Below are 24700 nucleotides of genomic sequence, written 5' to 3' on the forward strand. Positions count from 1 at the left end.
CGAAGGCGGCATCACAGGCACCGCATCAATCAGTGCCGACATCACCTCAATAGAACAACGAATAACCGATCTGCCCCACCGCCTCGTTCATCAACTGCCCGTTCTGCCAGATCGCCTTGAACTCCGGCATCCACCCTCCCAGTGGCTGCGCGTTGTCGCCGCCCAGAAACCCCACTGGCGCCGGCACCACCTCAAATCCGGCCTTGCGGAAACTCCAGACCGCTCGCGGCATATGCCAGGCTTGAGTCACGAGCACTACACGCTTGATGCCCTGTGGAAGCAACACCTCAGCGCTGAACTGCGCATTCTCCCAGGTCGTGCGGCTACGCCCTTCCTGCCAGCGCACGCTCACGCCAAAATCGTCACGCAAGGAGTCAGCCATTATCTGCGCCTCGCTGGGCGGCGTGCCGTAATGCAGGCCACCACTGGCCAGTACCGGCAACCCGGAAGCCTTGGCCAGCCGCGCGGCAAAGCGCTGGCGCTCCAGACCGACACCCGTGGGCTGGTCGGCACCCCAGGCCACGTCACCACGCTCGCGCCCCGAACCGAGGACCACGATCGCGTCTGCGCGCTGCCCCAGTCCCGCCCATTCCTCGCGGGTCAGCGGTGGCTCACGCTCGAGCAGGCCGGCACTCCACTGCACCACCACCGGCAGGCTCATCAGCCAGAAACCACCCAACCCCAGAGCAAAGCACACACTGGCAAGCCTTGGTCTTGAGCGACGCAACCACCAGGCAAGCAAAAGCAGCAGCAACAGAATGCCGGGTGGCAAAAGAAGTTGTTTCACGAAATAACGAAAAGGCATCGAGCATCTCCCGGAGATGCCCGAAGCCTAAGTGGGTTGGCGCGATGCGACAATGAATACAGAGGGACTATGCTTCAAAAAATCATGGAGCATGGCTCTGCGGCCTATTTGAAATGCAAAGACCGGACCTTTACCGCGTCTTTGCCGGGAACCTTGTCCTTGAGCCAGATGATCTTGGCCGAACGTGGTGCGTCGAGTTGCTTTACCGCTTCTGACAAGCATCCGTGTGTTTCACGTTCACTGCGATCCAGATATGCCTTGACCAGTGCAAACTCTGCGGGGCTCAGGCCGCGCAGTTCCAGTTCCAGAGGGCGTTCGTCGCGCAACCGGCCAGCGGTTCTTGCCGCGTCCAGGGCCAAGGCCAACCGATCGATCAGCCTTTCGTACAGCTCCGGTTTTGTAGCTTTTTGCTGTGACTCAACCATCCCTCACCTCATTGGAAGATAAGACCTACTCCCCAGTTAGAGCTTAGCTTCCATGAACAATCCGGCTGAACGCCGCGACCAACGGCCCTCGCGGCGGTTTTTGCAGGACGTGCGGCAGCAATCAGGGTTTCCCTCGGTAGAGCGCGGTCATGTATGCTACGGCGCTTCCTGTAACTCCACTTCCAGCTCGGCTGGGCATCGAAAACGCCAATGTGGCGAGATCAGCGTCCAGCGTTGCATTGAAGAGGATTAGGCCACCCCTATTCAGTTCAAAAGTAGCCATGCACGAACAATATCAGCCCCGTGAAATCGAAGCCGCCGCCCAGTCGTTCTGGGACGAGCAAAAGTCCTTTGAAGTCAGTGAACAGCCAGGCAAGGAGACTTACTACTGCCTGTCGATGTTCCCTTACCCCAGCGGCAAGCTACACATGGGGCACGTGCGCAACTACACCATCGGCGACGTGATCTCCCGCTACCAGCGCATGCAAGGCAAGAATGTTCTGCAACCAATGGGTTGGGACGCCTTCGGCATGCCGGCGGAAAACGCCGCGATGAAGAACAACGTAGCGCCTGCCAAGTGGACCTACGAAAACATCGCCTACATGAAAAGCCAGTTGCGCAGCCTGGGCCTGGCGGTGGACTGGTCGCGCGAAGTGACCACCTGCAAACCCGATTACTACCGCTGGGAACAATGGCTGTTCACTCGCCTGTTCGAAAAAGGCGTGATCTACAAAAAAAGCGGCACCGTGAACTGGGACCCGGTCGACCAGACCGTCCTGGCCAACGAGCAGGTGATCGACGGTCGCGGCTGGCGCTCCGGCGCGCTGATCGAAAAGCGCGAAATCCCGATGTACTACTTCAAGATCACCGCCTACGCGGATGAGCTGCTGGAGAGCCTCGACGAACTGACTGGCTGGCCTGAACAGGTCAAGACCATGCAGCGCAACTGGATCGGCAAGTCCCGCGGCATGGAAGTGCAGTTCCCCTACAACGTTGATTCCATCGGCGAAACCGGCGCACTGAAAGTTTTCACTACCCGTCCGGACACCCTGATGGGCGCCACCTACGTTGCCGTGGCCGCCGAGCACCACCTGGCGACCCTGGCCGCGCAGAACAATCCTGAGCTGCAAGCGTTCATCGCTGAATGCAAGGGCGGCAGCGTGGCCGAAGCCGACGTCGCCACCCAGGAGAAAAAAGGCCTGCCGACCGGCCTGTTCGTCGAGCACCCGCTGACCGGTGAGAAACTGCCGGTATGGGTCGCCAACTACGTGCTGATGCACTACGGCGATGGCGCGGTGATGGCGGTTCCGGCCCACGACGAGCGCGATTTCGAATTCGCCCACAAATACAACCTGCCGGTCAAATCGGTAGTGCGCACCAGCTCCGGTGACAGCAACCCGGCGCCATGGCAAGACGCCTACGGCGAGTACGGCACGCTGATCAATTCCGGCGAGTTCGACGGCCTCGACTTCGCGGGTGCCTTCGACGCCATCGAAGTCGCACTGATCAAGAAAGAACTGGGCGCCTCGCGTACCCAGTTCCGCCTGCGCGACTGGGGCATCAGCCGCCAGCGTTACTGGGGCTGCCCGATCCCGATCATCCACTGCACCACCTGCGGTGACGTGCCGGTACCGGAAGATCAACTGCCGGTCGTGCTGCCGGAAGACGTCGTACCCGACGGCGCCGGCTCGCCACTGGCACGCATGCCCGAGTTCTACGAGTGCACCTGCCCTAAATGCGGCGCGCCGGCCAAGCGTGAAACCGACACCATGGACACCTTCGTCGAGTCCTCGTGGTATTACGCCCGCTACGCCTCGCCGCACTATCAAGGCGGCCTGGTAGAAAAATCGGCGGCCGACCACTGGCTGCCGGTTGACCAGTACATCGGTGGTATCGAACACGCGATCCTGCACCTGCTCTATGCGCGCTTCTTCCACAAGTTGATGCGTGACGAAGGCCTGGTGAGCTCCAACGAGCCGTTCAAGAACCTGCTGACCCAGGGCATGGTGATCGCCGAGACTTACTATCGTCGCGAAGCCAATGGTGCTTACACCTGGTTCAACCCCGCGGATGTTGAACTCGAACGCGACAGCAAGGCCAAGGTCATCAGCGCCAAGCTGATCGCAGACGGTCTGCCGGTGGAAATCGGTGGCACCGAGAAGATGGCCAAGTCCAAGAACAACGGCGTTGACCCACAGTCGATGATCGACCAGTTCGGCGCAGACACCTGCCGCCTGTTCATGATGTTCGCCTCGCCACCTGACATGAGCGCGGAATGGTCCGACTCGGGCGTCGAAGGTTCGCACCGTTTCCTCAAGCGCGTCTGGCGTCTGGCTCAAGCCCACGTCACCCAAGGCCTGCCAGGCAAACTGGACGTTGCCAGCCTGAACGACGATCAGAAAGCCATTCGCCGCTCGATCCACCAGGCTATCAAGCAGGCCAGCCACGACGTCGGCCAGAACCACAAATTCAACACCGCCATCGCCCAGGTGATGACGCTGATGAACGTGCTGGAAAAAGCCGCACAAGGCAGCGAACAGGATCGCGCACTGGTCCAGGAAGGTCTGGAAACCGTGACTCTTCTACTGGCCCCTATCACCCCGCACATCAGCCACGAGCTGTGGCATCGCCTGGGGCACGCCGACCCGGTGATCGACGCCGGCTGGCCGGCACTGGACGAAAGCGCGCTGGTACAGGACAGCCTGCAGCTCGTCATTCAAGTGAACGGCAAACTGCGTGGTCACATCGAAATGCCGGCCAGCGCCAGCCGTGAAGAAGTCGAAGCCGCCGCCCGAGCCAACGAAAACGTACTGCGTTTCGTCGACGGTCTGACCATTCGTAAAGTGATCGTAGTGCCCGGGAAACTGGTCAATATCGTCGCCAGCTAATTGGATCAGGCGCCAGGTGAGCCTGGCGCCGAGTAAAACCTTTCGGGCCGCTTGATCGGCCCACATGGTTTCAAGGGGAGCAACAAGATGATCAAACGCAATCTGCTGGTGATGGGCCTCGCGGTTCTGTTGAGCGCCTGCGGTTTCCAGCTGCGCGGCACCGGCACCAACGAACTGGCGATCAAGGAACTCGACCTGAGCGCCCGTAACGCTTATGGCGAAACCGTGACCCAGTTGCGTCGGACACTGGAAGGCAGCGGCGTCAAAGTCTATACCGGCGCACCGTACAAACTGGTGCTGACCAATGAGCAGGAAAGCCAGCGCATCCTCAGCTACGCAGGCGCCAGTAGTACCGGCGAGTACCAGATCACCACCGTGCTGAACTACGACATCCGTGGTCGCGGTGATCTGCCATTGTTGAGCGACAAGCTTGAAGTGCAGAAAGTCTTTATGCACGACGGCAGCAACCTGGTGGGGTCCGACCAGGAAGCCGCAAACGCCCGTGCAGAAGGCCGCCGGGAGATGGTTCAACGCATGATGCTGCGTCTGGAACAACTGACCCCGAGCCAACTGGACAAGTTGCAGCAGACTGCCGAAGCCAAGGCCAAAGCTGAAGCCGCGGCACTGGAAGCGGCAAGCAAGGCTGAAGCGGAAACCCCGCGTCAGTCGCCTATCGAACTGCCGCGGCAGTAAGACTTACGGGGCGCTCATGCGCCCCGTTCGCCCTCTCTTATGAAGCTCGCCCCCGCCCAACTCGCCAAACACCTGCAAGGCGCTCTTGCGCCCGTCTACATCATCAGCGGCGATGACCCGCTGCTGTGCCAGGAGGCGGCCGACGCCATTCGCGCAGCCGCCCGTCAGCAGGGATTCGATGAACGCCAGGTGTTTGCCGCAGACGCCAGTTTCGACTGGGGGACGTTGCTGCAAGCCGGTGCCAGCATGTCGCTGTTCGCCGAAAAGCGCCTGCTGGAACTGCGCCTGCCTTCCGGCAAACCCGGCGACAAAGGTGCCGCCGCACTGATCGAGTACTGCTCGCGCCCGGCCGACGATACCGTGCTGCTGATCAGCTTGCCGAAACTCGATGGCAGCGCGCAGAAAACCAAGTGGGGCAAAGCGCTGGTCGAAGGCCAGCAGACCCAGTTCGTGCAGATCTGGCCGGTCGATGTCGCCCAGTTGCCAAGCTGGATCCGCCAACGATTGTCCCAGGCCGGGCTTTCCGCCAGCCAGGACGCCGTTGAGCTGATCGCGGCGCGGGTCGAGGGCAACTTGCTGGCCGCCGCCCAGGAAATCGAAAAGCTCAAACTGATGGCCGAAGGGGGCCAGATCACCGTTGAAACCGTGCAGGCTGCGGTGGCCGACAGTGCGCGCTTCGACGTCTTCGGCCTGACCGATGCGGTTCTCAATGGTGAAGCGGCCCATGCCTTGCGCATGCTCGAAGGGTTGCGCGGTGAAGGCGTCGAGCCACCGGTGATTCTCTGGGCCCTGGCCCGGGAGTTACGCCTGCTGGCCAATATTTCGCTGCAATACAGCCAGGGGACGCCGCTGGACAAGGCCTTCAGCCAGGCCAAACCTCCGGTCTGGGACAAACGCAAACCGTTGATGAGCAAAGCCCTGCAACGCTACTCGGCGCAACGCTGGGCGCAACTGCTGCTCGAAGCTCAGCGCATCGACGCGCAGATCAAGGGTCAGGCTGCCGGCTCACCGTGGATGAGCTTGAGTCGGTTGACGTTGTTGATGGCCGGACAAAAATTGTCGCTGCCTGCAGAGTAATCGCGCTTTCTGCAAAACACTGATCCATCCGCCCTATAGACAGCCCTCCAACTTCGGCCGATGATTTGCCCCGCAAAAACCACTCAATTGTGAGGCACCGTCATGAGCAAAAAGCCATCAAAGCATGGCCCCAACAAGGCCAAATCAATCATTGCCCAGCCACTGTTCCGCAGCCGTCAGGAACGCCCCGCCAAGGGCAAAGGCAGTTACCGCCGCGAAGCCTTCCAGTCTGACAGCTGGGAGGCTTCTTACTTTCTGGCTGCGTAAAGCAGAACACCCCTTTGACATGGTAAGGTCTGTACCTGATTCGTACTCCCTGGACCCGTGCATGCCCTTTTGTCTTCCCCGTCGTTGGCACTTACGCCAATTGATCGCTGCATCCAGCCTTGTTTTGCTTGTCGCCTGTGCGGAAAAACCGACCGCAGCCGACGCTCAGCCGCTTCAGACACTTCCTGTCGCTACCGCCCCGGCGGTTGTTCCGCCTGTGGTTCCGACAGGTGAGAACCTCGACATCCAGCCTACCCAGACCTTTGCCGAATGGCAGGCGGGTTTCCGCAAGGATGCCCTGGCCGCCGGCATCCGCGCCGATCTGTTTGATCGCGCTTTCGCCAATGTCAGCTTCGACCCCAGTGTGATTCGTGCCGATCGCAGCCAACCGGAATTCGCAAAACCGGTGTGGGAATACCTGGACGGCGCCTTGTCGCCGCTGCGGGTACGCAAAGGCCAGTCGCTGATCAATCAGTACGCCGACATTCTGCAAAGCATCGAGCAGCGTTACGGCGTTGACCGTCAGGCGCTGGTAGCCGTGTGGGGAATGGAAAGCAACTTTGGCCAGTTCCAGGGCAGCAAGTCGGTGATCAACTCGCTGGCGACCCTGGCCTACGAAGGCCGTCGCCCCGGTTTTGCCCACGCGCAATTGATTGCTGCCCTGCAAATCCTGCAACAGGGCGATATCGAACCCGAGAAGATGCTGGGTTCCTGGGCCGGCGCCATGGGCCAGACCCAGTTCATCCCGACCACCTATAACACCCACGCCGTCGATTTCGACGGCGACGGCCGTCGCGATATCTGGGGCAGTTCGGCCGACGCCCTGGCCTCGACCGCGCACTACCTGCAAAGCTCCGGCTGGCAGAGAGGTCAGCCGTGGGGCTTTGAAGTCCAGCTGCCGAGCGGCTTCAACTACGTACTGGCCGATGGCACGATTCGCAAGAGTGTCGCCGAATGGCGGCAACTGGGCATTACGCTACCCAACGGCGGCCAGGTCCCGGCAGGCTCGGAGCAACTGTCCGCGGCACTGTTGTTGCCGGCCGGCTATCGCGGTCCCGCATTCCTGGTGCTCGATAACTTCCGGGCGATTCTCAAATACAACAACTCGTCGTCCTACGCCTTGGGGGTGAGCCTGTTGTCCGAACGCTTCAATGGCACAGGCCTGATCAGCGGCATGTGGCCAAAGGATGACCTGCCACTGAGCCGTACCGAGCGGATCGAGCTGCAAAACCTGTTGAGTGCGCAAAACTACGACGCCGGCACCGCCGACGGGATCATTGGAGCCAATACTCGCAAGGCAATCCGCAGCGCCCAGCAGTCATTTGGCTGGCCGGCGGATGGCTATCCGACGCACAAGTTGCTGGAAGGTTTGCGTAACCGCTAGTTAACTGTACGGCTGAAACCGCTTTCGCGAGCAAGCCCGCTCCCACATTCGACCGTATTCCCATGCAGGAACGCGGTTAAATGTGGGAGCGGGCTTGCTCGCGAAGACTGACTGACAGACAGCGAAAATCTAGCGCCTGACCACCACGTCCTGTTCCAACACCAACTCCTTGTTCCCCGCATCCAGCCGCACCAACGCCCCCATGGGCAACGTCAGGTTCGGGTCGCAATGGCCGCTGCGCCATCCGGACAGCACCGGAATCTTCAATGCCTCGAAGGTCTGCTTGAGCAACCGCTCCAGCGCTGCCACATCCACACCCGCCACATCCCCGACCAACACGCCGCGCAGCTTGTGCAACGTGCCTGCCAGCCGCAACTGGGTCAGCAACCGGTCAATGCGATACAGCGGCTCGTTGATGTCCTCGATCAACAGAATGACACCCTCGGCGTCCATCTCGTAAGGCGTACCCATGGTTGCGGTAATCATGGCCAGATTACCGCCGAGCAAGCGTCCATGGGCAATGCCCGGCTCGATCGTGGTCAGCGGGTAGGCTACCGGGTGCGCCAGCACTGTGCCCGCCCTCACCTGCCCTCGCAGCATGTTGAAGAAGGAAAACTCTGTAGGTTGTTGCTTGCCACCCAGCAGATCGGCGTTGAGCATCGGCCCATGAAACGTCACGAAACCTGCATATCGGCTGATCGCCAAATGCAGTGCAGTGATGTCGCTGTAACCGATGAACGGCTTGGCGTTATCGCGCAGCAACCCGAAATCGATACGATCGAGCAACCGGGGCGTGCCATAACCACCGCGCAGGCAGATGATGGCATCCACCTCGCTGTCGGTGAATGCTGCATGCAGGTCGCCAAGTCGCACCTCGTCGCTACCGGCCAGATAGCCGTCTTTCTCGTAGACCCCGGGATACACTTTCAGTGAATAACCCCGGGCACGCATCCATTGCAGCGCCTTGTCGGTATCCAGCGTCGCGGGACCGGCGGGTGCGATAACGCCGATCATGCCTTCCGACGGCAGTGCCGGGACGGGGGTGTGAGGGCAAAGGGTGTGGGTCGGTCGAGCGGTCATCCGTGAATCTCCCTGCGTGAGAACATCAGCACACAGTAGTCAGGAACGGGGACAAACAGAAGAGGGTCAGTCGTCCCGCAGGTTGTAGGAAAAAACGGCCGCGGCCGTAGGCCAGGCAAAAAAACGCCCGCAAGGCTTTGAAACCTTGCGGGCGTTTTATGTTTCACAGTCGATCAGGACGACATCAGCTCGGCCTTGACCAGCTTGGCCTGCTCGTCGGCGTGATACGAGGAGCGTACCAACGGACCCGAGGCCACGTTCTTGAAGCCCATCTTGTAGCCTTCCTCGGCGAACCAGGCGAAGGTGTCCGGGTGCACGAAGCGCTGCACCGGCAAGTGGCTGCGGGACGGTTGCAGGTACTGGCCGAGGGTCAACATGTCGATGTCGTGTTCGCGCATGCGCTTCATGACTTCGATGACTTCTTCGTCGGTCTCGCCCAGGCCCAGCATCAGGCCGGACTTGGTTGGAATGTGCGGCATCATCTGCTTGAAGCGTTGCAGCAGGGTCAGCGACCACTGGTAGTCGGAGCCCGGGCGCGCAGCCTTGTACAGGCGCGGCACGGTTTCCAGGTTGTGGTTGAACACATCCGGCGGCTCGGCGGCGGTGATTTCCAGGGCGATGTCCATGCGGCCACGGTAGTCCGGAACCAGGGTTTCGAGCTGCACGTTCGGCGACAGCTTGCGGATTTCACGGATGCAGTCGGCAAAGTGCTGGGCACCGCCGTCACGCAGGTCGTCACGGTCTACCGAAGTGATCACCACGTACTTCAGGCGCAAGTCGGCGATGGCGATGGCCAGGCTTTCCGGCTCGTTGACGTCCAGTGGCTTCGGACGGCCGTGGCCGACGTCGCAGAACGGGCAACGACGGGTGCAGATGTCACCCATGATCATGAAGGTCGCGGTGCCGCCGGAGAAGCACTCGCCCAGGTTCGGGCAGGAGGCTTCTTCACACACGCTGTGCAGCTTGTGTTTGCGCAACAGCGCCTTGATACGGTCGACTTCCGGCGAAACCGGGATGCGGACGCGAATCCAGTCCGGCTTCTTCGGCAGTTCGGTGGTCGGAATGATCTTCACCGGGATGCGGGCAACCTTCTCGGCGCCGCGCAGCTTGACGCCGGCTTCAACCTTGGGACGCGGGGCCGGGCGCTCGGTGACATCAAGCGTCGGGATCATGGTTTGCACTGCATCAGTAGTCATATCAGTCGATTCCGCCCGTAAGGGTCGTCTGCTCAGCATAGTCGAGGTGTTTGACGAGCTGCGCGCGCAGCCGGGCACTTACCTCGGCAAATTCAATCGATCCTGCGTGATCGCTCAGCTGGGTCATCGCCAGCCCGGCGTAGCCGCAGGGATTAATCCGTCGAAACGGTTCCAGGTTCATGTCCACGTTCAAGGCCAGGCCATGAAAGGAACAACCGTGGCGGATCCGCAGACCCAGGGAAGCGATTTTTGCCCCGTTGACATAGACACCCGGTGCATCAGGCTTGGCTGCGGCGGTCACGCCGTAGCTGGCCAGCAGCTCGATCAGGCACTGCTCGATACGGGTGACCAGATCGCGCACGCCAAACCCGAGCTTGCGTACGTCCAGTAGCAGATAAGCCACCAGTTGGCCGGGGCCGTGGTAGGTCACCTGACCACCACGATCGACCTGCACCACCGGAATATCACCGGGAAGCAGCAAATGCTCGGCCTTGCCCGCCTGCCCCTGGGTGAACACCGGGGGGTGCTCAACCAGCCAGATCTCGTCGGCGGCATCACTACCGCGTTCGTTGGTGAAGCGTTGCATGGCATGCCAGACCGGCTCGTAAGCCATCTGGCCGAGCTCGCGAAAGCCCAGCGTGCCAGACATCACAACACCATGTGCACGAAGCCGGTGGCCCGCAGTTCGCTGTTGATGTTGTACAGCTGGTCCTGGTCGGTCGCGACGATGTGCAACTGAATGGTGGTGTATTTGCCGTTGCTGCTCTGGCGCTCGTCAACACGCTCATCGTTGATCTTGGCGTGTTTCTCGACGATCTTGATGATCTTGTCCTTGTTGCCCACACCGGTATCGCTGATTACCTTAACGGGATAGTCAGTGACCGGGAATTCGATCTTTGGCGCCTTTACTTCGGTATCGGTCATGGCGTAACGGCCTCTTGAGCGTAAGCCGTGGCGACGGGCATGGCCCCGTGCTGGATCAGCACGGGGCCATGCAGGTGCACACTAAATTCAGTTGAACAAGCCGTAGAAGAATAGACGGATGCTATCCCACATGCGGCGGAAGATACCACCTTCCTCGACAGCGTCCAGAGCGATCAGGTCAGCGCTGTGCACTACCTTGTCGTCCAGTTTCACTTCGACTTTACCGATCACGTCGCCCTTGGCGATTGGCGCGACCAGTTGCGGGTTCATGGTCATGCTGGCAGCGAGCTTTTTCAGCTGGCCTTTCGGCAGGGTCATGGTCAGGTCTTCAGCCAGGCCGGCCTTGACTTGATTGGTGGAGCCCTTCCAGACAGGCGCCTGGGCCAGCTCGGCGCCCTTCTGATAGAAGGTCTGGGTTTCGAAGAAGCGGAAACCGTAGGTCAGCAGCTTCTGGGTTTCTGCGGCACGGGCCACTTCGCTGTTAGTGCCGAACACTACGGCGATCAGGCGCATGCCATCACGTACGGCCGAGGACACCATGCAGTAGCCGGCTTCGTCAGTGTGGCCGGTTTTCAGACCGTCGACGGTCTTGTCGCGCCACAGCAGCAGGTTACGGTTGGGTTGCTTGATGCCGTTCCAGAAGAACTCTTTCTGCGAGTAGATCGCGTAGTGAGCCGGGTCTTCGTGGATGATCGCGCGGGCCAGCACAGCCATGTCGTGAGCCGACGAATAGTGCTCAGGGTTCGGCAGGCCGGTCGGGTTCATGAAGTGGGTGTTGGTCATGCCCAGGTCGGCGACCGTCTTGTTCATCAGGTCGGCGAAGGCGTCTTCGCTACCGGCGATGTGCTCGGAGAGCGCGACACTGGCGTCGTTACCCGACTGGATGATGATGCCGTGCAGCAGGTCGCTGACGGTGACCTGCGAGCCGACCTTGATGAACATCCGCGAACCGCCGGTACGCCAGGCGTTTTCGCTGACGGTCACCGGATCGTTTTCGCCGATCTGGCCACGACGGATTTCCAGGGTCGCGATGTACGCGGTCATCAGCTTGGTCAGGCTGGCCGGTGGCAGACGCTGGTCACCATTGTTCTCGACCAGCACGTTGCCGCTGCTGGCATCCATGAGCACATAGGCCTTGGCGGCCAATTGTGGTGGCGAAGGCATCATCTCGACCGCAAAAGCGGCGGGTGAGAGAAGCAGCGGGACTAACAGGAACAGGCGTTTGGCAAAGGTGGTGATGTTCATCCGTCTCTCGAAATCGCTAATGGAAACTGCCCAAGGGCAAAACTAATCAGATGACTTTCTAACGAGTCATCGCGTGTTCAGTTGCTCACTCTGTAACCCTTGCCGGGCTTTTGTTCTTCAACGAGCCAACAACCTGATTCACCCCCTAATCGCTGGTGAATCGTCAATCAAGTTCTACGTATTGCTTATTCCGTGACCACACTTGGCGAACCAAGGTTGGCCAGGCGCACACTGTTCTGCACCTGCTGGATTTCACCCGGCGATCCGATCGGGCCCAGGCGAACCCGATGCAGGGTCTGCTGATTGCGCACGATCGAGCTGATGAACACCGGAGCGCTCACCATCCCGCTGAGCTTCGATCTCAGGAGTTCTGCAGCGTCCGGGTTGGCGAACGCGCCCACCTGCAGATACTGGCCAGAGGCTGGTACAGAAACGTTTTTTTTTGCATCAAGCTGCACCGGCACGACCGCGGCAGCGTGTTGCTGTGGCGGCGGTGTCCATTGCTCGACCGTGCCGGCCGAGGCCGTGATCACCGGGGCGCTATTCTGCGCGACTTTCGGTTCATTGAGCATTAATGGTGCCGGACGGCCTTTGGCCGCCCAATACGCCTGCGGGTCGATGCCTTCGACCTTGACCCGCGCGGTGCCGGTTTCGGCATAACCGAGCTTCTTGGCCGCGGCGTAGGACAGGTCGATGATCCGGTCCGAGTAGAACGGCCCGCGGTCGTTGACTCGCAGGATCACGCTCTTGTTGTTGTCCAGGTTGGTCACCCGAACGTAACTCGGCAGTGGCAATGTCTTGTGCGCGGCACTCATGCCGTACAGGTCATACACTTCGCCGTTGGCGGTGTTCTGACCGTGGAACTTGGTGCCGTACCAGGATGCCGTACCCGACTGCACGTAGGTCTTGGACTCTTGCAGCGGGAAGTAAGTCTTGCCCAGCACGGTGTACGGGTTGGCCTTGTACGGGCCGGTGTGCAGGGTCGGTGTGGCGTCCGGGATGCGCGACACATCGACGTCCCACCATGGCGCGCCATCCTTGTGGGCGCGGTTGATGTCCAGCCCCGGCGCCGAGCGCACGGCGGTGGATGATTTCTGCGCCGGCGCACGGCTGGTCGAACAACTGGCGACCAGCACTGCCAACGCGGCGAATGCCAGCAGCTTCAGGGGTTTACTCATAGGCAATGCCCGCATTACTTGACGCCCCGTGCTTGGACCAGCTGCTCAGACAGTTGATGTACGGCCATGGCGTACATCACGCTGCGGTTATAACGCGTGATCGCGTAAAAATTCTTCAGGCCCATCCAGTATTCGGGGCCATTGTCGCCTTCCAGGCGGAATGCAGTAACCGGCATATCATCGCGCAGCGCATCATGACTTGACCACCCCAGGGCTCGCAACTCCCCGACGGTCTTCGTCGGCTCGATTCCAGTGGTCAAACCTTCGTCGACCTGCTCGCCACGGATGTCGGCGCGGCTGACCACCGGTTCACCGGCGACCCAGCCATGACGCTTGAAGTAACTAGCGACACTGCCAATGGCGTCGTCCGGATTGGTCCAGATGTTGATATGGCCATCACCGTCGAAATCCACCGCATAGGCGCGGAAACTGCTCGGCATGAATTGCGGCAATCCCATTGCGCCGGCGTAGGAGCCTTTGAGCGTCAACGGATCGACCTGCTCTTCGCGGGCCAGCAGCAGGAACTCACGCAACTCCTTGCGGAAAAACTCGGCACGGGGAGGATAGTCGAAACCCAGGGTCGACAAGGCATCGATCACCCGGAAATTTCCGGTATTACGGCCAAAAAAGGTTTCAATGCCGATGATCGAGACAATCACCTGGGCCGGCACGCCATATTCCTGCTCGGCACGGGCCAACACGGCCTCGTGCTGACGCCAGAAGTCCACACCCCGGGCGATGCGCGCGTCGGTGATGAACATCGGGCGATATTCGCTCCACTGCTTGACCCGTTCGGCGGGTTTCGAGATGGCGTCCAGAATCGACTGCTTGCGCTCGGCTTCGCGGAACACACCCATCAATTGTTCACCGGCGAAACCGTAGTCGCGGGTCATTTCACCGACGAACTCGGCCACCTGGGGTGAGCCTTCGTAGTCGCCGGCCAACGCTTCCTGCACGGTGCCAAGGATGCTTACCAGGCCGACCCATGGCGCGTATCGAGTCGCCCAGCCACGCATTACTTGCATTGAAAATTTCACCTTATTCAAACCTGCGCGATCCACTTGCGATGGGTATGGATCGACATCAAAACCCCAAACGCTGACAGCAGCGTCACCAGCGAAGTTCCTCCGTAGCTAATGAACGGCAACGGCACCCCCACCACCGGCAGCAGGCCACTGACCATACCGATGTTGACGAAAACATAAACAAAAAATGTCATGGTCAGGCTGCCCGCGAGCAACTTGCCGAACAATGTCTGCGCCTGGGCGGTAATCACCAGGCCGCGGCCGATCAACAGCAGGTAGATCAGCAGCAGCGCGCAGATCCCCACCAGACCGAACTCTTCACCCATTACGGCAATGATGAAGTCGGTATGGCTTTCCGGCAGGAAGTCCAGGTGCGACTGGGTGCCCAGCAACCACCCCTTGCCGAACACACCGCCGGAGCCGATGGCGGCCTTGGACTGGATGATGTTCCAGCCGGTCCCGAGCGGATCGCTCTCCGGGTCGAGGAACGTCAGGATTCGCTGCTTCTGGTAGTCATGCATGATGAAGAACCACATGGCAACTGCCACAGGCACGGCGGCGGCCAGCACACTGAGGATCCAGCGCCAGCGCAAACCGCCCATGAACAGCACGAAAGCGCCGCCGGCCAGGATCAGCAGCGAAGTGCCAAGGTCCGGTTGCCGCACGATGAGAATGAACGGGATACCGATCAGCATCAGACTGATGCCGACATGCTTGAGCTGCGGCGGCAAAGTGCGTTTGGACAAGTACCAGGCGATGGTCGCCGGCATCAGGATCTTCATGAACTCCGAGGGCTGGAAGCGAATCACGCCGGGAATATTGATCCAGCGCGTGGCGCCCATGGCGTTGTGACCCATGACATCCACCACGACCAGCAAGAGCACGCCGATCACATAACCAATAGGCACCCAACGGGCCATGAAGCGCGGTTCGAACTGAGCGATGACGATCATCGACACCAGACCGATGCCGAACGATGTGGCCTGCTTGGCCAGCAAGTCCCAGCTCTTGCCACTGGCCGAATACAGCACGAACAGGCTGCCGGCCGCCAGGGTCAGCAGCAGGATCAGCAGCGGGCCGTCGATATGCAGGCGTTGCAGCAGCGTCGCACGACGACGCATCACATCCTCGCTGGAGAGCATGCGATCAAAATTATTCATCACGGGCAGTTGCCTCTGCACTGATAGGGCTGGCGTATTCAGGCTTCAATCGGCCGTCCTGGTCCAGGAGCCAGGCATCCATGACTTGACGCACCACCGGCGCGGCGACGCCGGAACCGGACTCGCCGTTCTCGACCATCACCGACACCACGATTTTCGGGTCGTCGGCCGGCGCGAAGCCGACGAACAAGGCGTGGTCGCGGTGGCGTTCCTGGACCTTGGAACGGTCGTACTTCTCGCCCTGCTTGATCGCGACCACCTGGGCCGTACCGCTCTTGCCGGCGATGCGGTACTGCGCACCGATCGAAGCCTTGCGTGCCGTACCGCGGGCGCCGTGCATCACCTGCTGCATGCCGTGATTGACCTTGGTCCAGTCAGACGGATCACGCAGGATGATGTCCGGCATCGGGTTGTGATCCACCGGTTTCTCGCCTTCGATGGTCTTGGCCAGGTGTGGACGGTTCCAGATGCCTTTGTTGGCCACCAGCGCGGTGGCCTGGGCCAGCTGCAGGGGGGTCGACTGCATGTAGCCCTGACCGATCCCGAGAATCAGCGTTTCGCCCGGGAACCATGCCTGGCGGCGGGTCGCGCGCTTCCATTCGCGGGTCGGCATCAGACCCGGCGACTCCTCGAACATGTCCAGGGACACCTTCTGACCGATACCGAACTTGGACAGGTACGACGACAACCGATCGATCCCCAACTTGTGGGCAAGGTCATAGAAGTAGGTGTCGTTGGAACGCATGATCGCCGTATCGAGGTCGACAAAGCCGTCGCCGGTGCGGTTCCAGTTGCGGTACTTGTGATCGTAGTTGGGCAGCATGTAGTAACCGGGGTCGAACACTCGGGTCGAGGCAGTCACTACGCCCGAATCCAGGCCGGCAATCGCCACCGCTGGCTTGATGGTCGAGCCCGGCGGGTACAGACCGCGCAGCACGCGGTTGAACAACGGCCGGTCGATGGAGTCGCGCAGCTCGGAATAGGCCTTGGAGCTGATGCCGGTGACGAACAGGTTCGGGTCGAAACTCGGCTGGCTGACCATCGCCAGCACCTCGCCGGTTTTCGGGTCCAGGGCCACCACCGCACCACGACGACCACCGAGCGCGGCTTCGGCGGCTTCCTGCAATTTGATGTCCAGGCTCAGGACGATGTCCTTGCCGGAAATCGGTTCGGTACGCTTGAGCACCCGCAATACACGGCCCCGAGCGTTGGTCTCGACTTCCTCGTAACCCACCTGACCGTGCAGCTCCGGCTCGTAGAAGCGCTCGATGCCGGTCTTGCCGATTTGATGGGTGCCGCTGTAACTGACCGGGTCCAGAGACTTGAGCTCTTTCTCGTTGATCCGCCCCATGTAGCCCACCGAGTGCGCAAAATGTGCACCTTGCGGGTAGTGACGAACCAGTTGCGCGACCACTTCCACGCCCGGCAGGCGGAACTGGTTCACGGCGATCCGCGCGATCTGCTCCTCGGTCAGCTCAAACAGGATCGGCACCGGCTCGAACGGCCGGCGCCCCTGACGCATGCGCTTCTCGAAAATCACCCGGTCCTCGGGCGTCAGTTCCAGCACTTCGACGATCACGTCGAGCACTTGCTGCCAGTCGCCGGAACGCTCGCGGGTCATGCTCAGGCTGAAGCTGGGCCGGTTGTCGGCAATCACCACGCCATTGCGATCGAAAATCAAGCCGCGGGTCGGCGGAATCGGCTGCACATGAACGCGGTTGTTTTCCGACAAGGTCGAGTGGTACTCGTACTGGATCACCTGCAGGAAATACAGGCGCGCGATCAACACGCCAATCAGTACCACCACTGCAATGGCCCCGAACACGACGCGGCCACGCACCAGACGGGCGTCTTTTTCGTGGTCCTTGATGCGGATCGGCTGGGTCATGAGAGCGCAGAACTACTTGTGATAAGGGTGACCGGACAGCACGGTCCAGGCACGGTACAACTGTTCGCCGATCAGGATCCGCACCAGCGGGTGCGGCAAGGTCAGCGGTGACAACGACCAGCGCTGGTCAGCCCGGGCACAGACTTCCGGCGCCAGCCCTTCGGGGCCACCGACCATAAAGTTGACCGTACGCGAGTCCAGCCGCCAGCGATCGAGCTCGACCGCCAGTTGCTCGGTGCTCCAGGGCTTGCCATGGACTTCGAGAGTGACAACCCGCTCGTTCGGCCCGACCTTGGCCAGCATGGCTTCGCCTTCCTGACGGATGAAACGGGCCACGTCGGCGTTCTTGCCACGGGTATTGAGCGGTATTTCCACCAGTTCCAGCGCCAGCTCGGACGGAAGACGCTTGGCATATTCATGCCAGCCTTCTTCCACCCATTTAGGCATGCGTGAACCGACGGCGATCAGTCGCAGTCGCACAGCGGTCCCTTATTCCTGGTCTTTGTTGAGCTTGTTGAAGTGCTCGTGACCAACTTCAGGGCTGTGGTGTTTGCCATCGGCCGCACGGCTCTGCTCGGCACCTTTCCACAGGCGCTCCAGGTCGTAGAACTGACGGGCGTTGGAAGTCATCATGTGGACGATCACGTCGTCCATGTCCAGCAGGACCCAGTCACTGTCGCCCTTGCCTTCTTCACCCAACGGCTTGATGCCCAGGGCCTTGACCGCTTCGCGGACCTTGTCCAGCATCGCGCCGATCTGGCGGTTGGAGGTACCGGTGGCGATGATCATGTAGTCAGTGATGCTCTGCTTGTCGCGAACATCAATCACCAGCACGTCCTGGGCCTTGACGTCTTCCAGGGCGGCTACGGCGATCTTGACCAGTTCGTCGCCTTTAGGCGGCTCGGCGGCGAGGACTTTTTCCGGCAGCGGGGCACTCTTGAATGTGCCTTTGCGTTTTACTTTGCTTTCGTTGTTGCTCGTCATATAAAACTCGTTTTGCTCGTAGTTCGGGGCTTCGATACACGTTGTTGCCACGTGCCTTGAAGCACTCCTATTCAGTTCGACGCACGGTAAAGTCCGTGCGCATCGATGTAGGCCAGGACCGCGTCGGGCACCAGGAAACGTACCGACTTACCGCTGGCCAGCAGTTGACGGATCTGGGTGGCGGATACCGCGAGCGGTGTCTGCCAGACGAATGCAATCTGTCCGCTCGGCCCCTTGAGGGCCAGCGGGTCGCTCACCGAGCGCGCTGCCAGCAGGTTGCGCAAGGCATCCGGCGGTTCGCTGTCGGCATCCGGGCGTTGCAACACCAGGATATGGCAATGCTGGAGCAACTCTTCCCAGCGGTGCCAAGTGGGCAGGCCGCAAAAAGCGTCCCAGCCCAAAAGCAGAAAAACCTGGTCGGATACGGCCAGTTCGGCGCGCATCAGTTCCAGGGTATCAATGGTGTAGGACGGTTTGTTCCGCTGCAATTCGCGGGCATCCACCACCAACGGCGCCACACCGGCCACCGCGCACTCGACCATCGCCAGACGGTCTTTGGCCGACACCTGCGGCGTATCCCGATGGGGCGGCCTGGCACTGGGTGTCAGACGCAGCTCATCGAGCGCCAGGGTTTCGGCGACTTCCAGCGCACCGCGCAAATGGCCGATGTGCACCGGGTCGAACGTTCCGCCCAGCACGCCAATGCGGCGAGGGGCTGGCTCGCTGGCGGTAACCGGGGCTGACGGGTCGAAGTCGCCCAAGTCAGGCCGGCTCCTGTCCGCGCAACTGCCCGTCGCCGACCACGATGTACTTCTCGCAGGTCAGTCCTTCGAGGCCCACCGGGCCGCGGGCGTGCAGCTTATCAGTAGAAATGCCGATCTCGGCACCCAATCCGTATTCGAAGCCATCGGCGAAGCATGTCGGGGTATTGATCATCACCGACGAGGAGTCGACTTCAGCCACGAAACGCCGGGTGTCGCCCTGGTGTTCGCTGACAATCGAATCGGTGTGATGGGAACCGTAATGATTGATGTGCTCGATGGCCTGGTCCAGTCCGTCGACCACCCGGATCGACAAAATCGGCGCCAGGTATTCGGTGCTCCAGTCTTCTTCGGTAGCGGCCACGGCATCGATAATTGCCCGGGTACGCTCGCAACCGCGCAGTTCGACGCCTTTTTCGCGGAACTGTGCCGCCATCGCCGGCAGGAAATCCCTGGCAACGGCTTGATCCACCAACAGCGTTTCCATGGCGCCGCAGATGCCATAACGGTAGGTCTTGGCGTTGAACGCGATGCGCTGGGCCTTGGCCAGATCGGCGTGTTCACTCACGTAAACGTGGCAAATGCCATCCAGGTGTTTGATTACCGGCACGCGCGCATCCCGGCTGACGCGTTCGATCAGGCCGCGACCGCCACGGGGCACGATGACATCGACGTACTCGGGCATGGTGATCAGCGCGCCGACGGCAGCGCGATCCGTGGTTTCGACCACTTGCACCACGGCGGCCGGCAGACCGGCTTCGGCCAGGCCACGCTGAATGCAGGCAGCGATGGCTCGATTGGAATGAATGGCTTCGGAACCGCCACGCAGGATGGTCGCGTTACCGGACTTCAGGCACAGGCTCGCGGCATCGATGGTCACGTTCGGCCGCGACTCGTAGATGATTCCGATCACGCCCAGTGGCACGCGCATCTTGCCGACCTGGATACCGGACGGACGGAAACTCATGTCGCGAATCGCGCCAACCGGGTCCGGCAGAGCCGCAACCTGACGCAGGCCGACGATCATGCCGTCGATACGCGCCGGGGTCAGCGCCAGTCGTTCGAGCAGCGCTGGCTCAAGGCCACTGGCGCGACCGGCGGCCAAATCCAGTTCATTGGCCGCCGCCAGCTCGGCGCGGGCAGCATCCAGCGCATTGGCGGCAGCCTGCAGGGCGCGGTTTTTCTGCGCCGTGCTGGCGCGGCCGATCACGCGGGAAGCTTCGCGGGCAGCGCAACCCAGGCGGGTCATGTAGTCAAGAACGGACTCAGTCATGGTCTGGCGTGGTCTTTGATAAGGTCTTGGTAAAGAGTAAAGCGGCAGATTATAGCTGTCGCGCCCCGGGACTAACAGCGGTGACGGGCGGATGGTCGAAATGGAGGGGTATTTGCCGACGTTCAGCCGGGATTAAGCTGCAAATTGTTATCATCACGACTCACTCAGCCCTGACAAACGCCAGCCATCATGTCCAATCTGACTGTTCGAGCGTCCGCCATGAGCCTGCCCGCGGGCCTCCCGGATGCGTTTTTCGACCGTGACGCGCAAATTCTGGCCCGGGATTTACTGGGCAAAGTCATTCGCCATCGAGTTGGCGACCTGTGGCTCAGCGCCCGGATCATCGAAACCGAAGCCTATTACTGCGCAGAAAAAGGCAGCCACGCCTCCCTCGGCTACACAGAAAAACGTAAGGCTTTGTTTCTGGATGGCGGCCACATCTATATGTATTACGCCCGGGGCGGCGATTCCCTGAACTTCAGCGCCCAGGGGCCCGGCAACGCCGTGCTGATCAAGTCCGCCTATCCGTGGGTCGATGAATTGAGCGGGCCGGCCAGCCTGGCACAGATGCTATTGAACAATCCCGATGCCCAGGGTCACCCTCGCCCGTCACAAAAGCTCTGCGCCGGGCAAACCCTGCTCTGCAAGGCAATGGGCCTGAAAGTGCCGGTGTGGGACGCCAAACGCTTCGACCATGAGGTGCTGCTGGTGGAAGACGTCGGCCAGTCGCCCGCCCACATCATCCAGACCACGCGCCTGGGCATCCCACACGGGCGCGACGAGCACTTGATGTACCGCTTCGTCGACGGTGCCTACGCGGCTTATTGCACGCGAAACCCGCTACGACGGGGACAGGTCGAAGGTCGCGATTATTTTGTACTGACTTGACTACCCTGGGCTTGAAGTAAAAGTGACTCCCTGTGGGAGCGGGCTTGCCCGCGAATGCGCCGTGTCAGGCGACACAAATATCGACAGGAAGGGCCCCTTCGCGGGCAAGCCCGCTCCCACAGGGTTCGGCGCCGTTACGAAAACTTGCGTTTGCCCACCAAGGGCCAATTGAATTCAATGGAGTGGTTTGTATGGGCCAATGGCTCGATAGCGTAACCGGTTGGTTGACGGTCAACCCGCAATGGCTGGCGGCAGCAATATTTCTGGTGGCCTTTGTGGAATGCCTGGCGATTGCCGGGCTGATCGTCCCCGGTACGGTTTTACTGTTCACCGTAGCGGTGCTTGCCGGCAGCGGTGCGTTGCCGCTGAGTGAAACCTTGCTGCTGGGTTTCCTCGCCGGTGTGTTGGGTGATGTGGTTTCGTATTTCCTTGGACGGCACTTTCACCAGAACATCCGGCGCCTGCCCGGTTTGCGCCATCACCCGGAATGGATTGCCGGGGCGGAGACCTATTTCCAGCGCTATGGCATCGCCAGCCTGCTGGTCGGCCGCTTTATCGGACCGTTGCGGCCAATGCTGCCAATGGTCGCCGGCATGTGCGACATGCCTTTCCCGCGGTTCATCGCCGTCAGCCTGCTGGCCGGTGCGGGGTGGTCGGTGGCCTATCTGTTGCCTGGATGGGCCACCGGTGCGGCGATTCGTTTGCCGCTACCCGAAGGTTTCTGGCCTCAGGCCGGAATCGTTGTCGGCAGCATTGCCGTGATGGTGGGGCTCAGCGCCACCAGCAGCCTGCGCCAGCATCGCCGGGCTACAGCACTGATTGCCGGCATGAGTTGTCTGATTCTGGTGGTGCTGTTTATCGGTTTTCCGCACCTGAGTGCCCTCGACCAAGGGGTGATGACGCTGGTGCAAGAACATCGCAGCCCGATGCTCGATGAGGTCGCGGTGGTCTTCACGCTGATCGGCGAATTCCGCAACATGCTGCTGTTCAGCGCGCTGCTGGTCGCGTTGTTACTGATTACCCGGCAATGGCGCCAGGCGATCTTCGCCTGCAACACATTGTTCTTCACGGCGCTGGGCAACACCGTGACCAAACACTTTTTCGCCCGCATGCGCCCCGAAGTGCTCAGCGATCCGCTAACCAGCTACAGCATGCCCAGCGGTCACGCCTCCGGCTCCTTCGCGCTGTTCTTGACCCTGGCCGTACTGGCCGGTCGTGGCCAACCACCGCGGATGCGTCTGACCTGGTTGCTGGTAGGGTGTATGCCGGCGCTGGCGATTTCGCTGTCGCGGGTCTATCTCGGCGCGCATTGGCCGACGGATGTATTGGCAGGCGCAATGTTGGCGGCGTGTATCTGTGCGGCCAGCCTATGGCTAAGTCAGCGCACTACCTCACTCAACGCGATGCCGCCCAAGGTCTGGTGGCTGATGCTGCCATCGCTGGTGGCACTGTTCGGGGTCTTCGCGTTGTGGCATTTGCCAAATACGATGTTGCGGTATGCCTATTGAAAAACGAGGGCAGCCCAATCTGAAACTCCAATAAAAGAACCCCGACCAATCAGCCGGGGTTCTTTTATTGGAGTTTATGCTCGACCTGAACCGCCAGGACGTTTACGCATTTCCAGAATCAGTGCATCGGCGAGCTGGCATGCAGTCGTTGCGTATTCCTCGAAAGATTGACTGTTACCCGCGATCTTTAGCAGGTAGCCCACAGCAGCTGCTTCCCAGGCCGCGCGTTCAGATGTGTAAACATTCATGATTTTAAATCCTTTTTGAGTATGAAATAACTCGCTTCATGCGAGTAGCGCCAAACTAATCAAAATGCCGATATCTGGCAATGGTAGCTAAAGCGCTCAACATTTACGAAGTACTACTCAGGCAAACAACTCTCCCTGCAACTCATCCAATAACGCCTGAATCGCATCCAGTCGTTGCTGCGGATCATCTAGTTGCAGCAAGTCGATCTTGTCCAGTTCGGCAAATGGCAACAGGTACGCCAACTGATTGGCCAGTGACTGTTGACCGGTCGCTTCGGTACCCATGTTGAGCGCTTCGACCATCGGGTGCTCGGCCAACGCCTTGAGCAAGGCCACCAGATCGGCGTCTTCATCCTGCAGCGGTTGCTCGGGCTCATCTTCCAGCCACTCGACCTCGGCGATGGTCAACTGATCTCGCTGTACTTCGGTACGCAAAACGTGAAAGCGCCGCCCGCCCTGCACCCGGATCCCCAGCAGGCCGTTGTCCTGCTGTTTGAAATCAGTGATCAGTGCCTCGCACCCGACCAGGGCGTAACCGGCCGGGGCGATTCCGACTTCTTCGCCATCGAGGATGCACACCACGCCAAAACCGCCGCCCTGTTTCATGCAGCGACCGATCATGTCCAGATAGCGCGCTTCGAAAATCTGCAAGTCGAGTATGCAGCCTGGAAACAGCACTGTGTTGAGCGGAAAAAGCGGCAGACTCATAGACATTTCCTTACACCACCATCGACACCGCCAACGGCAGCAATACCGCCGTGGCCACGCCCATCAGACTCATCGCCAGCGCCGCGAAGGCGCCGCACTCTTCATTTTCCTGCATCGCCACCGCCGTGCCGACCGCGTGGGCGGTCATGCCCAGCGCCATGCCGCGCGCCTCGGAACTGTGGACACCGAGACGGGTCAACAGGCTCGGGCCGAAGATCGCGCCGATCACGCCTGTAATCAACACGAACACCGCCGCCAGCGCCGCGACGCCTCCGATCTGCTCAGCCACCAGCATCGCAATCGGCGAGGTCACCGACTTCGGTGCCATGGTCATCAGGATCATGTGCTCGGCACCGAACCACCAGCCCAGCAACACGCCCATGCCAGTAGCCACGACACCACCTATCACCAGCGTAGTAAATATCGGCCAGAACAACTGCCGAATCCGACGTAGGTTGAGGTAAAGCGGCACCGCCAGTGCGACCGTGGCCGGGCCGAGCAGAATACTGAGGATTTCGGTGCTCTTGCGGTACTCGGCGTAGGTCAGGCCGCAGCCCACCAGCACGCCGATCACCAGCAACATGGAGACCAGCACCGGCTGCAAAAAGATCCAGCGGGTTTTCTCGAATGCCGCAAGGACGAGTTGATAGGCGCCGAGGGTAATGCCAATGCCGAATAGCGGATGGTGAATCACCGACGCCCAGGCGCCGTGCCAGTCGAAGATCATTGGCCATCCTCTGGCTGAGCGTGACGCTTGACCATGCGCTGCATCAGCACCCCGGCGAAGGCCATCGAAAGCAGCAACGACAACACCAGCGCACCGACAATCGCCCAGAAATCCGCCGCGATGTCAGCGGCGTAGACCATCACGCCCACGGCTGGCGGCACCAGCAACAGCGGCAGGTAGCGCAGCAGACTGCCGGCCGCCAGGTTCAGTGGCTCGCCGACCTGGCCCCTGCAGATGAGGTACACCAGCAAAAGCAGCAACCCAACAATCGGCCCCGGCAGCACCGGCAAAAACAAATGATTGATCGCAGTGCCGAGCAATTGGAACAACACCAGCCATGTCAGGCCCCGTAACAACATTGTTGATCT

At 60.7% G+C, this 24700-nt stretch carries 26 protein-coding genes; 7 read left to right on the forward strand and 19 right to left on the reverse strand.

Going from position 1 to position 24700, the window contains the following annotated elements; translation table 11 throughout:
- Positions 1-46 precede the first annotated feature (46 nt).
- A complete protein-coding gene (locus ACEN8Z_RS28220; protein WP_495596338.1) occupies positions 47-805 on the reverse strand; it encodes a YdcF family protein in 759 nt (252 codons plus the stop codon).
- 104 nt (positions 806-909) lie between these two features.
- Positions 910-1230 (reverse strand): hypothetical protein, encoded by a 321-nt coding sequence (locus ACEN8Z_RS28225; RefSeq protein WP_495596339.1) that lies wholly within the window; start codon positions 1228-1230, stop codon positions 910-912.
- A gap of 281 nt (positions 1231-1511) precedes the next feature.
- Between ACEN8Z_RS28225 and leuS the strand changes: the two genes are divergently transcribed.
- The 5 genes from leuS (at position 1512) to ACEN8Z_RS28250 (ending at position 7539) form a co-directional block, all read left to right on the forward strand.
- Positions 1512-4118, forward strand: a complete 2607-nt coding sequence (leuS, locus tag ACEN8Z_RS28230; protein WP_007998414.1) for a leucine--tRNA ligase — start codon at positions 1512-1514, stop codon at positions 4116-4118.
- Positions 4119-4205: 87 nt separating this feature from the next.
- Entirely contained in the window at positions 4206-4811 is a 606-nt protein-coding gene (locus ACEN8Z_RS28235) for an LPS-assembly lipoprotein LptE (RefSeq protein WP_495596340.1), read from the forward strand.
- Between the two features lie 39 nt (positions 4812-4850).
- Positions 4851-5888, forward strand: coding sequence for a DNA polymerase III subunit delta (gene holA / locus ACEN8Z_RS28240; RefSeq protein WP_108231164.1), 1038 nt, complete (start codon positions 4851-4853; stop codon positions 5886-5888).
- A gap of 102 nt (positions 5889-5990) precedes the next feature.
- Positions 5991-6155 (forward strand): alternative ribosome rescue factor ArfA, encoded by a 165-nt coding sequence (gene arfA, locus ACEN8Z_RS28245; protein WP_007990624.1) that lies wholly within the window; start codon positions 5991-5993, stop codon positions 6153-6155.
- A gap of 61 nt (positions 6156-6216) precedes the next feature.
- A complete protein-coding gene (locus tag ACEN8Z_RS28250) occupies positions 6217-7539 on the forward strand; it encodes a lytic murein transglycosylase (RefSeq protein WP_007998420.1) in 1323 nt (440 codons plus the stop codon).
- A 129-nt stretch (positions 7540-7668) separates the two neighbouring features.
- Here the strand turns inward: ACEN8Z_RS28250 and ACEN8Z_RS28255 are convergent, their stop codons facing one another.
- From ACEN8Z_RS28255 to ACEN8Z_RS28315, 13 genes are all read right to left on the reverse strand, one after another.
- Positions 7669-8619: a S66 peptidase family protein gene (locus tag ACEN8Z_RS28255; protein ID WP_495596341.1), complete on the reverse strand. Its 951-nt coding sequence runs from the start codon at positions 8617-8619 to the stop codon at positions 7669-7671.
- A 173-nt stretch (positions 8620-8792) separates the two neighbouring features.
- Entirely contained in the window at positions 8793-9791 is a 999-nt protein-coding gene (gene lipA, locus ACEN8Z_RS28260) for a lipoyl synthase (RefSeq protein ID WP_162130289.1), read from the reverse strand.
- 25 nt (positions 9792-9816) lie between these two features.
- The gene (lipB, locus tag ACEN8Z_RS28265; protein ID WP_007998424.1) at positions 9817-10464 is read right to left on the reverse strand and encodes a lipoyl(octanoyl) transferase LipB; all 648 of its coding nucleotides are present in this window, start codon (positions 10462-10464) and stop codon (positions 9817-9819) included.
- Entirely contained in the window at positions 10464-10739 is a 276-nt protein-coding gene (locus tag ACEN8Z_RS28270; RefSeq protein WP_007990615.1) for a DUF493 domain-containing protein, read from the reverse strand. The genes lipB and ACEN8Z_RS28270 overlap by 1 nt, the downstream gene beginning before the upstream one ends.
- Before the next feature lie 87 nt (positions 10740-10826).
- Positions 10827-11984, reverse strand: a complete 1158-nt coding sequence (locus tag ACEN8Z_RS28275) for a D-alanyl-D-alanine carboxypeptidase family protein (protein ID WP_007990613.1) — start codon at positions 11982-11984, stop codon at positions 10827-10829.
- Between the two features lie 185 nt (positions 11985-12169).
- A complete protein-coding gene (locus tag ACEN8Z_RS28280) occupies positions 12170-13177 on the reverse strand; it encodes a septal ring lytic transglycosylase RlpA family protein (protein WP_007998426.1) in 1008 nt (335 codons plus the stop codon).
- A complete protein-coding gene (gene mltB, locus ACEN8Z_RS28285; RefSeq protein ID WP_495596342.1) occupies positions 13177-14187 on the reverse strand; it encodes a lytic murein transglycosylase B in 1011 nt (336 codons plus the stop codon). Before mltB ends, ACEN8Z_RS28280 begins: the two co-directional genes overlap by 1 nt.
- Positions 14188-14204: 17 nt before the next feature.
- Complete coding sequence (gene rodA / locus ACEN8Z_RS28290) at positions 14205-15308, reverse strand: rod shape-determining protein RodA (protein WP_050548075.1); 1104 nt, start codon at positions 15306-15308, stop codon at positions 14205-14207.
- 31 nt (positions 15309-15339) lie between these two features.
- The gene (gene mrdA, locus ACEN8Z_RS28295; protein ID WP_007998428.1) at positions 15340-17235 is read right to left on the reverse strand and encodes a penicillin-binding protein 2; all 1896 of its coding nucleotides are present in this window, start codon (positions 17233-17235) and stop codon (positions 15340-15342) included.
- A gap of 12 nt (positions 17236-17247) precedes the next feature.
- On the reverse strand, positions 17248-17715 hold the full coding sequence (gene rlmH / locus ACEN8Z_RS28300; protein WP_007937439.1) for a 23S rRNA (pseudouridine(1915)-N(3))-methyltransferase RlmH: 468 nt from the start codon (positions 17713-17715) through the stop codon (positions 17248-17250).
- Positions 17716-17724: 9 nt separating this feature from the next.
- Positions 17725-18219: a ribosome silencing factor gene (rsfS, locus tag ACEN8Z_RS28305; RefSeq protein WP_007975896.1), complete on the reverse strand. Its 495-nt coding sequence runs from the start codon at positions 18217-18219 to the stop codon at positions 17725-17727.
- Between the two features lie 71 nt (positions 18220-18290).
- Positions 18291-18980, reverse strand: a complete 690-nt coding sequence (gene nadD, locus ACEN8Z_RS28310) for a nicotinate-nucleotide adenylyltransferase (RefSeq protein ID WP_007990602.1) — start codon at positions 18978-18980, stop codon at positions 18291-18293.
- Position 18981: 1 nt separating this feature from the next.
- The gene (locus tag ACEN8Z_RS28315; protein ID WP_495596343.1) at positions 18982-20253 is read right to left on the reverse strand and encodes a glutamate-5-semialdehyde dehydrogenase; all 1272 of its coding nucleotides are present in this window, start codon (positions 20251-20253) and stop codon (positions 18982-18984) included.
- A gap of 189 nt (positions 20254-20442) precedes the next feature.
- Between ACEN8Z_RS28315 and ACEN8Z_RS28320 the strand changes: the two genes are divergently transcribed.
- Both ACEN8Z_RS28320 and ACEN8Z_RS28325 read left to right on the forward strand, forming a co-directional pair.
- Positions 20443-21141 (forward strand): DNA-3-methyladenine glycosylase, encoded by a 699-nt coding sequence (locus ACEN8Z_RS28320; RefSeq protein WP_495596344.1) that lies wholly within the window; start codon positions 20443-20445, stop codon positions 21139-21141.
- 191 nt (positions 21142-21332) lie between these two features.
- On the forward strand, positions 21333-22649 hold the full coding sequence (locus tag ACEN8Z_RS28325; RefSeq protein ID WP_495596345.1) for a bifunctional DedA family/phosphatase PAP2 family protein: 1317 nt from the start codon (positions 21333-21335) through the stop codon (positions 22647-22649).
- Positions 22650-22723: 74 nt separating this feature from the next.
- On the opposite strand, the gene ACEN8Z_RS28330 is transcribed toward ACEN8Z_RS28325, so the two are convergent.
- From ACEN8Z_RS28330 to ACEN8Z_RS28345, 4 genes are all read right to left on the reverse strand, one after another.
- Positions 22724-22897 (reverse strand): hypothetical protein, encoded by a 174-nt coding sequence (locus tag ACEN8Z_RS28330; RefSeq protein ID WP_495596346.1) that lies wholly within the window; start codon positions 22895-22897, stop codon positions 22724-22726.
- Between the two features lie 117 nt (positions 22898-23014).
- Positions 23015-23605, reverse strand: coding sequence for an LON peptidase substrate-binding domain-containing protein (locus ACEN8Z_RS28335; RefSeq protein ID WP_085726023.1), 591 nt, complete (start codon positions 23603-23605; stop codon positions 23015-23017).
- A 10-nt stretch (positions 23606-23615) separates the two neighbouring features.
- The gene (locus tag ACEN8Z_RS28340; protein ID WP_442097863.1) at positions 23616-24332 is read right to left on the reverse strand and encodes an LrgB family protein; all 717 of its coding nucleotides are present in this window, start codon (positions 24330-24332) and stop codon (positions 23616-23618) included.
- Positions 24329-24691, reverse strand: a complete 363-nt coding sequence (locus tag ACEN8Z_RS28345) for a CidA/LrgA family protein (protein ID WP_108231150.1) — start codon at positions 24689-24691, stop codon at positions 24329-24331. Before ACEN8Z_RS28345 ends, ACEN8Z_RS28340 begins: the two co-directional genes overlap by 4 nt.
- Positions 24692-24700: the final 9 nt, after the last annotated feature.

Source organism: Pseudomonas sp. Pseusp10, from assembly GCF_059492225.1.